14 protein-coding genes are annotated in these 13,452 nt (G+C 59.5%); 6 read left to right on the forward strand and 8 right to left on the reverse strand.

Annotated features, from left to right (window positions below):
• The first annotated feature begins 89 nt into the window (after positions 1 to 89).
• On the forward strand, positions 90 to 626 hold the full coding sequence (locus DVA43_RS10545; protein WP_114315505.1) for a sterol desaturase family protein: 537 nt from the start codon (positions 90 to 92) through the stop codon (positions 624 to 626).
• On the opposite strand, the gene crtB is transcribed toward DVA43_RS10545, so the two are convergent.
• From crtB to DVA43_RS10580, 7 genes are all read right to left on the reverse strand, one after another.
• Positions 565 to 1,491, reverse strand: a complete 927-nt coding sequence (gene crtB, locus DVA43_RS10550; protein WP_114315506.1) for a 15-cis-phytoene synthase CrtB — start codon at positions 1,489 to 1,491, stop codon at positions 565 to 567. The two genes, DVA43_RS10545 and crtB, sit on opposite strands and share 62 nt — an antisense overlap.
• Positions 1,488 to 2,966, reverse strand: coding sequence for a phytoene desaturase (locus DVA43_RS10555; RefSeq protein ID WP_114315507.1), 1,479 nt, complete (start codon positions 2,964 to 2,966; stop codon positions 1,488 to 1,490). Before DVA43_RS10555 ends, crtB begins: the two co-directional genes overlap by 4 nt.
• A complete protein-coding gene (crtY, locus tag DVA43_RS10560; protein WP_114315508.1) occupies positions 2,959 to 4,134 on the reverse strand; it encodes a lycopene beta-cyclase CrtY in 1,176 nt (391 codons plus the stop codon). The genes DVA43_RS10555 and crtY overlap by 8 nt, the downstream gene beginning before the upstream one ends.
• Complete coding sequence (gene fni / locus DVA43_RS10565; RefSeq protein ID WP_114315509.1) at positions 4,134 to 5,162, reverse strand: type 2 isopentenyl-diphosphate Delta-isomerase; 1,029 nt, start codon at positions 5,160 to 5,162, stop codon at positions 4,134 to 4,136. The genes crtY and fni overlap by 1 nt, the downstream gene beginning before the upstream one ends.
• Positions 5,159 to 6,079 (reverse strand): polyprenyl synthetase family protein, encoded by a 921-nt coding sequence (locus DVA43_RS10570; protein WP_114315510.1) that lies wholly within the window; start codon positions 6,077 to 6,079, stop codon positions 5,159 to 5,161. The genes fni and DVA43_RS10570 overlap by 4 nt, the downstream gene beginning before the upstream one ends.
• A gap of 211 nt (positions 6,080 to 6,290) precedes the next feature.
• Positions 6,291 to 6,863, reverse strand: a complete 573-nt coding sequence (locus DVA43_RS10575) for a DUF2239 family protein (protein ID WP_114315511.1) — start codon at positions 6,861 to 6,863, stop codon at positions 6,291 to 6,293.
• A 211-nt stretch (positions 6,864 to 7,074) separates the two neighbouring features.
• Entirely contained in the window at positions 7,075 to 7,623 is a 549-nt protein-coding gene (locus tag DVA43_RS10580; RefSeq protein ID WP_114315512.1) for a TetR/AcrR family transcriptional regulator, read from the reverse strand.
• 69 nt (positions 7,624 to 7,692) lie between these two features.
• Here DVA43_RS10580 and DVA43_RS10585 point away from each other — a divergent pair, with 69 nt between their 5' ends.
• Positions 7,693 to 8,901, forward strand: coding sequence for an MFS transporter (locus DVA43_RS10585; protein WP_114315513.1), 1,209 nt, complete (start codon positions 7,693 to 7,695; stop codon positions 8,899 to 8,901).
• Positions 8,901 to 9,713, forward strand: coding sequence for a Cof-type HAD-IIB family hydrolase (locus DVA43_RS10590; protein ID WP_114315514.1), 813 nt, complete (start codon positions 8,901 to 8,903; stop codon positions 9,711 to 9,713). Before DVA43_RS10585 ends, DVA43_RS10590 begins: the two co-directional genes overlap by 1 nt.
• 97 nt (positions 9,714 to 9,810) lie before the next feature.
• Here DVA43_RS10590 and DVA43_RS10595 read toward each other — a convergent pair whose 3' ends face one another.
• Positions 9,811 to 11,046, reverse strand: coding sequence for an MFS transporter (locus DVA43_RS10595; RefSeq protein WP_114315515.1), 1,236 nt, complete (start codon positions 11,044 to 11,046; stop codon positions 9,811 to 9,813).
• Between the two features lie 167 nt (positions 11,047 to 11,213).
• Between DVA43_RS10595 and DVA43_RS10600 the strand changes: the two genes are divergently transcribed.
• The 3 genes from DVA43_RS10600 to deoR all read left to right on the forward strand — a co-directional run bounded on the left by DVA43_RS10600 (position 11,214) and on the right by deoR (position 13,384).
• Positions 11,214 to 11,942 (forward strand): phosphatase PAP2 family protein, encoded by a 729-nt coding sequence (locus tag DVA43_RS10600; RefSeq protein WP_114317122.1) that lies wholly within the window; start codon positions 11,214 to 11,216, stop codon positions 11,940 to 11,942.
• Between the two features lie 7 nt (positions 11,943 to 11,949).
• Positions 11,950 to 12,558, forward strand: a complete 609-nt coding sequence (gene ybjG / locus DVA43_RS10605) for an undecaprenyl-diphosphate phosphatase (RefSeq protein ID WP_103823459.1) — start codon at positions 11,950 to 11,952, stop codon at positions 12,556 to 12,558.
• 67 nt (positions 12,559 to 12,625) lie between these two features.
• On the forward strand, positions 12,626 to 13,384 hold the full coding sequence (gene deoR, locus DVA43_RS10610; protein ID WP_103823460.1) for a DNA-binding transcriptional repressor DeoR: 759 nt from the start codon (positions 12,626 to 12,628) through the stop codon (positions 13,382 to 13,384).
• Positions 13,385 to 13,452: the final 68 nt, after the last annotated feature.

A 13,452-nucleotide genomic window follows, 5' to 3' on the forward strand; every position in this document is an offset into this window, starting at 1 on the left:
CCGGTTCGCATACTTCGCCCCCCCCTTCCTCCAATTACCTGTTACGCTTAATACCTGAGACCACAATCCCCCGAGCCCAAGGAGCCCCAATGCTCGCGTTGTACAACACAGTGATCGTGCTTTTAACCATTGCCGCCATGGAACTCGTCGCCGCTCTTTCCCACAAGTACATCATGCACGGCTGGGGTTGGGGATGGCATGAATCGCACCACGAGCCGCGCACCAGTTGGTTTGAGGTGAACGACCTTTACGCCGTGGTGTTCGCGGTGCTGGCGATTGTGCTGATTGCGCTGGGAACGTGGGGCCTGTGGCCGCTGCAGTGGATTGGTGCCGGGATGACGGCCTACGGCGCGCTCTACTTTATGGTGCATGATGGGCTGGTGCATCAGCGCTGGCCGTTTCGCTATATCCCGCGCAAGGGTTATCTCAAGCGCCTGTATCTGGCGCACCGCCTGCACCATGCGGTGCGGGGCAAAGAGGACTGCGTCTCCTTTGGTTTTCTCTATGCCCCGCCGGTAGAAAAATTGCAGGCAACGTTACGCCAGCGCAAGGCGCGTCGCGCGGCTAGCGAGGGCGCTGCCAGAGCTGAGCCGGACGCGGCGACGGCGTCGCAAAACGAGAAGTAAGCGCCAGCAAGGCGCCTTTTAGCAGTAATCCCGATTTTTCCACCGAACTGGTGCCCTGCCGATTATCCCAGGCGCGGGCACCCGCCGCGCTCACCTTCACGCCAATTTCACGGTAGACCCCATGCGCCGAGGCAATTGCCCACGCGGATCGCAGCGGTAGCCCGGCCAGACCTTGCCGGGCAGAGGCATAGTAAGGCTCGGCTTCGGCCACCAGCCTCTGGGCAATGCCCGCGAGGGGTTGGCGCATCTGGGGCGCGGTAATTGCCGCCGGGTCGATGTCCGCCTCCGCCAGCCACCGGGCCGGCAGATAGCAGCGACCAACCCGGGCATCCTCCACAATATCCCGGGCGATATTGGTGAGCTGAAACGCCAGGCCTAAATCACAGGCACGGTCGAGCACCGCTTCATCGCGGACACCCATCACCCTCGCCATCATCAGCCCCACTACCCCCGCCACGCGATAGCAGTATTGCAGGGTGTCATCGAAGGTCTCGTAATGGGTCTCGCGCACGTCCATGGCAAAGCCATCCAGATGATCGTAAGCCAGCTGGAGCGGGATTTTGTGCCCCAGCGCCACCTCCTGAAAGGCGGCAAAGGCGGGTTCATGCATTTCGCCCCCCTCCCAGGCGCGCAGGGTCTGGCGTTTGAGCATCTCAAGGCGTTGCTCGGCCGGGGCGATCTCCACGGGAGTGACGTTAAATCCCAGCTCCTGCCCGTCGATCACGTCGTCGCAATAGCGGCACCAGGCGTAAAGCATCAGCACGCTACGCCGGGTGGCGGGATCAAACAGCTTCGCGGCGGTGGCAAAACTTTTTGACCCCACGGCGATGGTGTCGGTGGCGTGATCCATCAGGGTTGTGTTCATCGGGAAAGCGCCTCCAGCATCAGTCCTGCCGTTGCTTTGGCCGAGCCGATCACCCCGGGAATACCGGCGCCTGGGTGGGTACCCGCCCCGACCAGGTAGAGGTTGGGGATGCGGCTGTCGCGATTGTGCGGCCGGAACCAGGCGCTCTGGCGCAGGATCGGTTCCACCGAAAAAGCGGAGCCGAGATGCGCCCCAAGCTGGTCGCGAAAATCAAACGGGGTAAACATGCGGTGAGTCACCAGCTGGCTGCGCAGCCCCGGCATGTAGTGGGCTTCGAGATAGGCAAAAATCCTGTCGCGCAGGCGCGGCCCCTCAACGTCCCAGTCGAGATCCGCCGTTCCCAGATGCGGCACGGGCGCTAATACGTAGTAGCTGCCGCAGCCCGGCGGAGCCAGGGAGGGATCGGTGACACAGGGGGCATGCAGGTAGAGGGAAAAATCCTCCGCCAGGGCGTTTTTATTAAATATCTCGTCGATAAGCGCTTTATAGCGCGGCCCGAAACAGACGGTGTGGTGGGCCAGATCGTGCTGCTTATTGAGGCCAAAATAGAGCACAAACAGGGAGTTACTCATCCGTTTGCGCTTGAGCGAGGCCGCGCGCGCCGCCCCTGTGGGATGATGTCCCAGCAGCTTTTCGTAGGTATGCACCACGTCGGCATTGGAGGCCACCGCCGTGACCGGGATCGTCCGGCCATCTTTTAGCGTGACGGCGCTGATACGATCGCCGTCGGCCTGCAGCCGGGTCACCTCCGCATTCAGCTGCAGCTCGCCGCCCAGATCCTGGTAGAGCTTCACCAACCCCTGCACCAGCGCCCCGGTGCCGCCGCGGGCAAACCAGACGCCCCACTCCCGCTCAAGGGCGTGGATCAGGGTGTAAATGGACGAGGTGGCGAAGGGATTGCCCCCCACCAGCAGGGAATGAAACGAGAACGCCTGGCGCAGCTGTTCATTCTCGATAAAGCGGGAGACCATGCTGTAGACGCTGCGCCAGGCCTGAAGGCGGGTAAGCTGCGGCCCGGCGCGAAGCATATCGCGAAAAGAGAGGAACGGCACCGTGCCAAGCTTGAGATAGCCCTCGTTAAACACCTCCCGCGAATAAGCGTGAAACTTGCGGTAGCCCTCCACGTCGCGGGGGTTAAATCGTCTTATCTGCTCTTCCAGCCGGGTCTGCACGTTGTCGTAATCAAAGATCTCTCCCGTCTCCCAGCACAGGCGATAGAACGGGGTCACCGGCAGCAGCTCGACATAATCGGCCATGCGTTTACCGGCCAGGGTAAAGAGCTCTTCGATGGCGCTGGGATCGGTTATCACCGTCGGCCCGGCGTCAAAGGTGAATCCCTCGTCGTGATAAACATAAGCGCGTCCGCCGGGCTTATCCCGCTGCTCCAGCAGAAGCGTGTTGATGCCCTGCGCCTGCAGCCGAATGGCCAGCGCTAATCCGCCAAAACCGGCGCCAATAATCACTGTTTTATTCATGGTGAAACGCTCGCATCCGGGGAGTGAGTTTCAGTATGGCGAGCATCGCTTCGCCGACGGGTACCGGGGGCTTGCCTGCCAGGATCCGCGCTTTATCGGCCAGGGTCAGCTGCCCGGCGTAAAAGCGGGCAATCAGCCCTTCGTTAAGAGAGTAAAACCGCTGCATCACCTGCCAGCGCTTATCGGCATCCCCCGCCAGGAACAGCATGCGGTTGAGGGAGCGGAAAAAGCGCTGCTCGCGCCACTGGCGCAGGGCGTAGCGATGGATAACGGAAAAAAGCGCGGCTGCGCTGATATCTGCGCTTGCGGCAATGGCCTCGGCCAGCGCCACCGCGTGCGGCAGGGAATAGCCGGTGGTGGCATGAAAAAGCCCGGCGCGCAGTCCGCTGCACGGCTGTTTGTCTCGCCCCTGCCAGAAGGACGGGAAATCGCCCGCCAGCATAATGGGGAGGTCGCCCTGCTCTTCGCGCTCAAGATGCGCCAGCCCCCAGCCCTGCTCGCGAGCGTAATCGGCGATGTTTTGCCGCGCAACACCAGCATCCAGTCGGGCGGCGTCAACGTAGTGGGTATCTTCGATCAAGAGTTCGTTCGCAGAAAGCGGCAGCGTGTAGACAAAACGATACCCGCCCTGCTGATTGACCGTGGCATCCATCAGGATGGGCCGGGTCAGGCCATGGGGCTGGCTCAGACGCCACTGCTGGCCGAGAAAGGACTGGCTCCCGGTAGTAAGATGCCTGTCCGCCATGTAGCCCCGACCATCAATGACCGCCCGGGCCTGGAGCGTGGTACCGTCAGCAAGCGTCACCGAGGTCGGGGTGAGCGCGGTGACAGCGGCGCGGGTATGCAGATTGTCGCCGCAGGTCGCGGTCAACACCTCGGCAAAACGTTCGGAGGTGATGCTGAGATAGTCCCCGGCAAGGGTGCGGTTCAGGTCAGGAAAGCGGACGTCGTACCCCTGCCAGCGGTGGGCCACCAGTGGGGCAACCCAGCGATGCTGTTCCGGTGTAATGTCGCCCTCATGAAAGGACCAGGTGTGATTCCCGCCAGGCTTACTGTCGGCCTCAAGAAGCAGTACGCGCAGCTCTGGTCGTCGCTGTCGCAAGCGTAAGGCGATCAGCCCGTTGGCCAGTCCGCCGCCCGCTAAGATGATGTCCCATGCTGGCGCCATTACGTTTGTGCCACCAGCGTGGCCTGACGCAGCTGGGCCAGGTTTGCACTGCCGGTGCAGAAGCAGGCGACGCGCAGCTGGTCGATGATCACCTGAAAATGGTCGACAACCGCCTCGCTGGAGGTTAACGCGCTTTGCAGCACGCCGGCCGCCTGCCCCACCAGGCTTGCGCCTAAGCGGATCGCTTTTGCCACCTCAATACCGTTGGCGATTCCACCCGAGGCCACCAGCGGCATATCGGGCAGCGCCTGATGCAGATCCTGGAGCGCTGTTGCGGTCGGGATCCCCCAGTCGGCAAAAGCCATCGCCACCGCCCGGTCGTGGGCGTTAACGGCGCGTTCGCCCTCCACCGCCGCCCAGCTGGTGCCCCCGGCACCGGCGACATCCAGCATCGCCACACCCGCCGCCACCAGCTTGCGGGCTACCGGAACTGAAATTCCGTTACCCACCTCTTTCACCACCACCGGCACATGCAGCGCCTCGACGGTGCGATGGATGGCGTCGATGACGCCGTACCAGTTGCGATCCCCGCCGTGCTGCAGCGCCTCTTGCAGCGGGTTAAGGTGGATGATGAGCGCATCCGCCGCGAGGGTCTCGACGGCCCGTTTGGCATAATCCAGCCCCTGTGGTCCTGCAATTTGCGCCGCGCCAAGGTTCGCCATCAGCACAATGTCCGGGGCAAAAGATCGCAGTTCGCGCGTCAGGCCATATCTGGCGTCACTCTCCAGCGCCACGCGCTGGGAGCCCACCCCCATCGCCAGCCCCAGTGTCTGTGCGGCAATGGCAAGGTGTTGGTTAATCTGGCTCGCCCGTCGGGTGCCGCCGGTCATGGAGCTTATCAGCAGCGGCGCATTCAGGGTTCGGCCAAACAGCGGGGTCGAGAGGTCAATCTCATCAAGATGCAGTTCGGGCAGTGCGCAATGCCCGAAGCGCCACTTTTCAAAGCCGCTGGTACATTTTTTTACGCCGGGCATGCTGTTCAGTACGATATCGAGATGATCGCTTTTACGTTGCGACAGGCTGCTCATTGACACTCCGACAGGGATAACGACAGGCTCTGGCTGATAAGCGTCAGCTGTTTTTCAAACCAGATGTGAACATAGTAGCGGGCGGTATTTCCCGGCTGACAGGCGGTAGCGATATGCTGATCGGCGCTGCGCACGTGCTCGCGCAGCCGCAGGAAGACACTTTCGGCCCCGAGCACGGCAACCAGCGTCGATTTGTCTTTATCCTGATGCGGATCTTTGCCGTTGGCACTGGAGCCATCGGTAAGGTCATCAATCAGCTGGAAGGCCTGGCCGAGATCGCGGGCAAAAAAGCGCAGCCGTTCGCTGACCGGAGGCGGCGCGTCGGCGGCAATGGCCGCCAGTTGCAGAGCGGCGTTGAACAGGCTGCTGGTTTTCAGCTCATTGGTCAGCAGGATCTCATCGGTATTTCGGCTCTGGCGGGCCTCATTGAGATCGCGGAATTGCCCCTGCACCAGCCCCATATGCCCCACCGACGCAGAGAGCTCAGCAATCGCCCGCGCTTTTGCCTCGTGGGTCAGCGAAGGCGCGCGGGAGATAACGCAAAAAGCGTGGCTGAGCAGCGCCACCGCCGCCAGGATCGCCACGTGTTCGCCATACTGGTAGTGAACCGTAGGCCGCCCGCGGCGGAGCGTCGCATTGTCCATGCAGGGCATGTCATCCAGGATCAGGGAGGCGACATGGACCATCTCAATGGCGCAGGCCAGATCCAGAATGCCCGTCGGCTCTGTTTTGTAGCCCATATCTCGCGCCGCCAGCAGCAGCAGCAGAGGGCGCATGCGCTTGCCCGCGACAAGCGTGGCATCACGCATGGCTGCATAGACTTGCCCTTCCTGCTCCCCCGCGGGCAAAAGTTGTTCGAGACGTTGCTCAAACGCAGACAGCAGCATCTTCACATCATCTTCATGACTGTGGGTCATAGTGGCTTCCCCGGTGTTATGGTGGCGACGTCCGCAGAAGAGGTAAAAAACGCTTGCCGCAGGCTGGTTTACAAAGCGTAGCGTATCCTTCTGCGTTTTGTTGCCTGACAGGAAAAGAGAAAGCAGGGGTGGATTTTAATCTGTTTAAAATCAATACATTGAAATAAAAACCAACCAGCAAATTGTACAAAAATTTACATTTGTAGAGATTTTAGGCGTCGTGACTCTCTTCCTCTTTGCCAAAAGCTAACCGTAGCGCGTACTCGCGAATATCCTGCGGCCAGCTTGCGATACTGGCCGTAAATGCCGCTTCATCGTCGGCAAACAGCGCGCGCATGCAGGCCTCGTAGCCAGGAAGATCCCCCGCGATTTCGTACATAAAGTGGTAGGCACGGTCGTGGCGCTGGCGCTTGTTATCCGCCGGTTTAGCGCTTTTCCTCGCCTGATCGATAAGCCTGCGCAGCGTGGCGGAAGCGCCGCCGGGTTGCGTGGCCAGCCATTCCCAGTGTCGTGGCAACAAGGTGACCTCTTTTGCCGACACGCCCAGTTTTGGCCGTCCACGGGTTTTCACCGCGGTACTTTCCGCCAGTTCCGGGTAGACCGCCAGGGCGCTGGCAATATCTTCATGAAGATGAATATCAAGGCGTTTGCCGCTGCGATCGTTGAAAATGAAAACGGTTTCACGACCGATGTTAACGGATTGTAGCTGCTGCATTAGTTCGCTCAGGGATCCGTGCGCAATCTGCTGCTGCCGCCAGAAGGCAGTGAGGGTGATGGCGGGCATGCTCTTACCTTTTTATCCGGGTAAAAATATAAGCGTAGGCTGGCAATGAAAATGGTGCCAATTTTACCCGGATAAAATTTATTATGCCCGTTTAGCCTGACGTGACGCCTGCGATTTGTGCATAAAATTTAAACACTCTTTCTGCCACAATGTTGCGTAAAAGTAAAATCACTATCATTGTTTGCGGCAGAGGCTGCCGCTGGCCTGAATCTTATCTCCCCTCCCCCGCAATCCGTCCTACCATCGCCCTTAGCTCTTCTCGCGAAAGCGGCTGCCGGTCGGTAACAAAATGCAGCGTCATCCCTTCTATAAACGCGTCCAGCGCGCGGGCGGTGACCGGATCAAACCACTGCTCCAGCGTCGTCTGGCTGGTTTTCATCCAGTCCTGCATCACGCTTTTTAACGACGGACTGCGGTTCATAAAGGCATAAAGCTGGTACATCAGCTCCATATTGTGCGGCGTGGTGACCTGGGAGCTGTGAATCAGGGTGGTAATCGACTCGCAGGCCATTTCCGGCCCCGTCACCCCGGCAAAAAACTCGCGGTACTGCACCGACATTTGCTGCGTAAACCAGGTGAACGCCTCCTCAAGCAGTGCGTCCATTCCGGCGAAATAGTAGGTCATCGACCCCAGCGGCACCCCGGCGCAGCTGGCGATTTTGCGGTGGGTGACGGCGTTCAGGCCGTGTTCGGCAATGGTGTCCAGGGTGGCCTGCAATATCCGTTCCCGCCGTTGCGGATCGTTGGGTCGTCTGTTCATTTTTACCTCAGCGAATTTATGTACAAATGTACACAAACTTGCTAGTGTTGTCCCTCTGGTACAGAAATCATGACCGACATCTCATCGCGCAAAAAGCTGCAACGCCGCCTGTGGGCGCTGTTTATGTTCTTCTTTATCCCCGGCCTGTTGATGGCCTCCTGGGCCACACGTACCCCCGCTATCCGCGACATTTTGTCGGTCTCGACGGCGGAAATGGGCATCGTGTTATTTGGCCTGTCGATAGGCTCGATGAGCGGCATTCTCTGCTCCGCCTGGCTGGTTAAGCGCTTCGGCACGCGAACCGTGATCCGCACCACCATGTGCTGCGCGATTCTGGGTATGATGATGCTCAGCGCTGCGCTGTGGTTTGCCTCCCCGCTGGCGTTTGCCCTCGGGCTGACCGTCTTTGGCGGCAGTTTTGGCGCGGCAGAGGTGGCGATCAACGTCGAAGGCGCCACTATCGAGCAGGAGATGAACAAAACCGTGCTGCCGATGATGCACGGCTTTTACAGCCTCGGTACCCTGGCAGGCGCCGGTATCGGCATGGCACTCACCGCCTCCGGTATCGCTGCCACGACCCATACTTTGCTGGCCGCGCTGGTCTGTATCGCCCCGGTTCTGCTGGGGATCACCGCCATCCCGGACGGCAATGGCAAGAACCAGGCCGGTGAGAGCAAAACGGGTGAGAAAGGCCTGCCGTTTTATCGCGATATGCAGCTGATGCTGATTGGCGTGGTAGTGCTGGCGATGGCCTTTGCCGAAGGCTCTGCAAACGACTGGCTGCCGCTGCTGATGGTGGACGGCCACGGATTCAGCCCTACCTCCGGCTCGCTGATTTACGCCGGGTTTACGCTGGGTATGACCGTCGGGCGCTTTACCGGCGGCTGGTTTATCGACCGCTACAGTCGCGTGGCGGTGGTACGCGCCAGCGCCCTGCTGGGCGGGCTGGGCATTGCGTTGATTATTTTTGTTGATGTCGACTGGATTGCTGGCGTGTCGGTGATCCTGTGGGGACTTGGCGCCTCGCTCGGCTTCCCGCTCACCATCTCGGCAGCCAGCGATACCGGCCCGGATGCGCCAGGACGCGTCAGCGTGGTCGCCACCACCGGCTATCTCGCCTTCCTGGTAGGCCCACCGCTGCTGGGCTTCCTGGGGGAGCATTATGGCTTACGCAGCGCCATGCTGGTGGTACTGGGCTTAGTGATCATTGCCGCTCTGGTCGCCCGGGCGGTCGCTAAACCGGCGTCGCAGAATGAATCTGTCATGGAGAATGGATAATGAGCGTTAAGATGATTGCGGTTGATATGGATGGCACCTTCCTGAACGATGCGAAGGAGTACAATCGCGCGCGCTTTCTGCGCCAGTATGCGCAAATGAAGGAACGGGGCATACGGTTTGTGGTCGCCAGCGGCAACCAGTACTACCAGCTGATCTCCTTTTTCCCGGAGATAGCCGATGAGATCGCCTTCGTCGCTGAAAACGGCGGCTGGGTGGTAAATGCCGGAGAAGATGTTTATAACGGCGAGCTGACGCAGGCGCAGTTCGCCACCGTCGCGGAGTTTCTCTGTTCCATCCCGGAAGTGGAAGTGATCGCCTGCGGGAAAGGCAGCGCCTATACCCTCAAGCATTATGGCGAAGCGTTCCACGACCTTGCCGCGAAGTATTATCACCGCCTGGAAAAGGTGGATAACTTCGACAATTTTAACGATATCTTCTTTAAATTTGGGCTGAATCTGCCGGATGAGGCGATCCCGCGTATCCAGGAGATGATCCACGACAAACTGAGCGATATTATGGTGCCGGTGACGACCGGCTACGGCAATATCGACCTGATCCTGCCGGGGATCCACAAGGCCAACGGCCTGCGTCTGCTTCAGGAGCTATGGGGCATCGACAACAGCGAAGTGGTCGCCTTTGGCGACAGCGGTAACGACGTGGAGATGCTGAGCCAGGCCGGGTTTAGTTTTGCCATGGCCAATGCCCGGGATCACATCAAAGCGGTTGCCCGCTATGAAGCGCCGCACAATAACGAAGAAGGGGTGCTGGAGATTATCGACCGCGTCCTGAATCGCGAGGCGCCGTTCAACTAAGGTCATGCCCGGCAGCGCGTTGCTTGCACGGGCCTGCGATTTTGTAGGCCGGGTAAGGCTAAGTCGCCACCCGGCAAAATGCGGGCACCATGCCCGCTTAATCCGGTTGTAACGAACTGCCCACCCGCTTGTCTTTCAGGAAGACAAACATCAGCGCCAGCCATAGCAGACCGTTTACCAGATTAAACAGGCTGAACAGCCCGTTGCCGCCGCTGCTGAAGGCGTGTTTGCTCACCTCAATGCCCACGGTAAAGATCAGCATCTGTAACATGCCCATCGCCGCCGACACCGTTCCTTTGCTCACCTCGCTGGCAAACAGCGTCAGGCGCACCAGCCCGGCGTTTGCCAGCCCAATGCCAAATGCGTAGATGCTGAGCCCGGCGGTCATCCACAGGTAAGCGTGCGATGAGACGACCGTCGCCACCGCGGCCACTACCAGCCCAATCACGATCGGCCAGCCGCCCATAATAATCAGCGAGCGTACGGTACGGCGCGAGGTCAAACGGGCCAGCACAATGTTACCCACAATCAGCGCGCCAAAAATCGGCACCTGCAGCAGGCCATACTCGTAGCTGCTGAGCTTTTCGCCGCTGATGATGATCACCGGCGACTGGGCGATCCACGCCAGCAGCGGCAGGCAGACAAAGCCAATCGCCAGCGCCCCGGCCACAAAGCGACCGTTTTTCAGCACCTCTTTATAGTCGCGCCCCAGCTCCTGCAGTGAGAGCTTTTCGCCGATGCGGGTAGCCGTTTCGGGCATCGCCCGGTGCAGACCGTAAAACGAGATGGCGGCCAGCGCCGCAAACAGCACAAACATCCCCCCCCACGGCGCGACATGCACCCACGCCGCCCCCACCAGCGGGCCCAGCAGCGGGGCAATGAGCGCCACGTTAGCCATCAGGGCGGTGATTTTGATGCACACCGCCTCCTCAAACGACTCCTGGATGGCGGCGTACCCAACCGCGCCGATAAAGCACAGGCTGATCCCCTGTAAAAAACGCAGCACCATAAACTGCTCGATAGTTTGCGCCAGCAGGGTCGCCAGGCAAGTGACGATAAACCACGCCACCCCGGTGAGCATAACCGGACGACGGCCAATACGGTCCGACAGCGGGCCGAGCAGCCACTGTAAAAACATCCCCCCTGCCAGATAGGCGGTCATGGAGGTGGGTACCCACTCAATCCCGGCGTTGTACTGCTCCACCACGGCCAGCATGCCGGGCTGGATCATATCGTTACCGATATAGGTGGAGAATTCGTAAAGCACCAGGCACAGGGGGAACAACAACGCCTGACGCCCCAGGCGAGTGCCAGAAGAAGAACGGTTTAACATGGAGTCTCAATATCCGATAAAAAATCGCGCAGAGTGTAATGAAATGGCCGCGCCAGAGATAGCAGATTCACGCAGCTGTTCAGAAATAAGGCACAAATCGCCCTCGTTTAAGGTTTCCTTAAGTTGGCATCCGTATGCTTGGGCTTTTCCAGTCATTGACCTCAATTATGACACAGATTTCCTCCGCTTCAGAATTGTCTAAGTTAAAGAGTTCTAAGACAAAACCTCTTTACCCTTTGCCGGTACGTTTTTATGTTAACCAGTTCATTGTGCTGCTGGTGCTGGCCGCGGTTTTTACCTGGCTTTCGCGGGATGAAACCCTCGACAGGGTGCTGACCGGCTACTGGTTTGATGCGGCGAGTCAACACTTTCCGCTGCAGCAGAACGCGCTGCTCGATCTGCTCAATCATCGACTGGCGAAATATCTGACCATCGCCCTGGCTGCCGGGACGCTGCTGTACGGTATCTGGCGACGCAACGCTCAGTGGGTGACCGGGGCGTTGCTGATGGGGCTTGGCACGGCGGTGGTGGGCATACTGAAAGCCACCAGCCATCACAGCTGCCCCTGGGACCTGGTGGAGTATGGCGGCAAAGCGCTGTCGTATCCCCTGTTTGACGCCGCCCCTGACGGCAGTGGCCCTGGCCGCTGTTTTCCGGGCGGGCACGCCTCAAGCGGCTTTATGGTGATGGGGCTGTTCTTCGCCTTCTGGCGTGAACGTCCGCGCCTGGCCTGGGGAATGGTCGCTGCGGGTATCGTGCTCGGGCTGGGGATGGGCTATGGCCAGGTGATGCGCGGTGCACATTTCTTCTCCCATAACCTGTGGGCAGGCTGGTGGGTGTGGTTTTCTCAGGTGGTAGCCTATGGCCTGGTGTCTGCCTGGTTTGCAAAAGAGTAACGAGGATATGTTAGAAGATCTGAACTACGGACTGTTTCATCTGATCAATGCCACCCCTGCTTCAGCGGAGTGGAGCATTAATCTCGCCACTTTTGTGGCGAAAGACCTGATCAGCATCGTGCCGGCGCTGATTGCGATCCTATGGCTATGGGGACCGCGCAAACAGGTGGGTGCCCAGCGTCAGCTGGTTATTAAAATTGCTATGGCGCTGGTGATTAGCCTGGCGGCGTCGTGGCTGCTGGGGCATCTCTTCCCTCATGACCGCCCGTTTGTCGATCGTGTCGGCTATAACTTCCTGCCTCACGCCGCCGATGACTCCTTCCCGAGCGATCACGGCACTGTCATTTTCACCTTTGCGCTGGCGTTCCTGTTCTGGCACCGCGTCTGGTCAGGCATCGTCTTAATGATGCTGGCCTGCGCTATCGCCTGGTCCCGAGTCTATCTTGGCGTGCACTGGCCGATGGATATGCTGGGCGGGCTGATGGTCGGCTTGTTGGGCTGCCTGAGCGCGCAGATCCTCTGGAATCTGTTCGGTGACGTTATCTATCAACGTCTTTCGCAGCTTCATCGCTTCTGCTTTGCCCTGCCTATCCGCAAAGGCTGGATACGTGACTAAGTCGGGTTTAGCGGGTTAAACTTGAGCCCCCGGCGTAACGGGGGTTCATTTTTGGCTCCGAGGACCTATGGAAACACGACGTGACGAACGGCTGGCTCAACTGATTAATGCGCTTAAGCGCAGCGACAAATTGCATCTGAAAGAAGCCGCCGCGCTGCTGGGTGTTTCTGAGATGACCATTCGACGGGATCTCAACAGCGAAAGCGGCCCCGTGGTGCTGCTTGGCGGCTATATCGTCCTCGAACCCCGCAGCGCCAGCCACTATCTGCTGAGCGATCAAAAGACCCGTCTGGTGGAAGAGAAGCGCAAAGCCGCGCGTCTGGCCGCCTCGCTGGTGCAACCCCATCAAACGCTCTTTTTCGATTGCGGTACCACCACCCCCTGGATCATCGAAGCCATTGATAACGACCTGCCCTTTACCGGCGTCTGTTACTCCCTGAATACGTTCCTCGCCCTGCAGGAAAAACCGGGGTGCCGGGTGATCCTCTGCGGCGGCGAGTTCCACGCCAGCAATGCCATTTTCAAACCGCTCAATCTGCAGGACACGCTCAATAACCTGTGCCCGGATATTGCCTTTTACTCCGCGGCGGGTGTGCATGTCCGTCAGGGCGCGACCTGCTTTAATCTGGATGAGCTGCCGGTAAAACAGTGGGCGATGAGCATGGCTCAGTACCATGTGCTGGTGGTGGATCACAGCAAGATAGGCAAAGTACGCCCGGCCCGAATGGGCGAGCTGACCTGTTTTGATGCCATCGTGAGCGACTGCCGTCCGGATGAGGAATTGGTTGCTTATGCTAAGGCGCAGCAGATAAAGCTGATGTACTGAGTGGGGTTTAATGCCCGGCGGCGCTGCGCTTGCACGGGCCTACGATTCAGGCCTTTGGGCCGTTCGTA

The sequence above is a fragment of the Leclercia sp. W6 genome (assembly GCF_003336345.1).
In the GTDB taxonomy this organism is placed as follows: Bacteria; Pseudomonadota; Gammaproteobacteria; order Enterobacterales; family Enterobacteriaceae; genus Enterobacter.

Excerpts from the sequence above, each read along its gene's own strand:
- DVA43_RS10595 (WP_114315515.1), bottom strand. The coding sequence starts at position 11,046 with ATGTTAAACCGTTCTTCTTCTGGCACTCGCCTGGGGCGTCAGGCGTTG.
- deoR (WP_103823460.1), top strand. The coding sequence starts at position 12,626 with ATGGAAACACGACGTGACGAACGGCTGGCTCAACTGATTAATGCGCTT.
- ybjG (WP_103823459.1), top strand. The coding sequence starts at position 11,950 with ATGTTAGAAGATCTGAACTACGGACTGTTTCATCTGATCAATGCCACC.
- DVA43_RS10590 (WP_114315514.1), top strand. The coding sequence starts at position 8,901 with ATGAGCGTTAAGATGATTGCGGTTGATATGGATGGCACCTTCCTGAAC.
- DVA43_RS10600 (WP_114317122.1), top strand. The coding sequence starts at position 11,214 with ATGACACAGATTTCCTCCGCTTCAGAATTGTCTAAGTTAAAGAGTTCT.
- crtY (WP_114315508.1), bottom strand. The coding sequence starts at position 4,134 with ATGGCGCCAGCATGGGACATCATCTTAGCGGGCGGCGGACTGGCCAAC.
- DVA43_RS10570 (WP_114315510.1), bottom strand. The coding sequence starts at position 6,079 with ATGACCCACAGTCATGAAGATGATGTGAAGATGCTGCTGTCTGCGTTT.
- crtB (WP_114315506.1), bottom strand. The coding sequence starts at position 1,491 with ATGAACACAACCCTGATGGATCACGCCACCGACACCATCGCCGTGGGG.
- fni (WP_114315509.1), bottom strand. The coding sequence starts at position 5,162 with ATGAGCAGCCTGTCGCAACGTAAAAGCGATCATCTCGATATCGTACTG.
- DVA43_RS10545 (WP_114315505.1), top strand. The coding sequence starts at position 90 with ATGCTCGCGTTGTACAACACAGTGATCGTGCTTTTAACCATTGCCGCC.
- DVA43_RS10580 (WP_114315512.1), bottom strand. The coding sequence starts at position 7,623 with ATGAACAGACGACCCAACGATCCGCAACGGCGGGAACGGATATTGCAG.
- DVA43_RS10575 (WP_114315511.1), bottom strand. The coding sequence starts at position 6,863 with ATGCCCGCCATCACCCTCACTGCCTTCTGGCGGCAGCAGCAGATTGCG.
- DVA43_RS10555 (WP_114315507.1), bottom strand. The coding sequence starts at position 2,966 with ATGAATAAAACAGTGATTATTGGCGCCGGTTTTGGCGGATTAGCGCTG.
- DVA43_RS10585 (WP_114315513.1), top strand. The coding sequence starts at position 7,693 with ATGACCGACATCTCATCGCGCAAAAAGCTGCAACGCCGCCTGTGGGCG.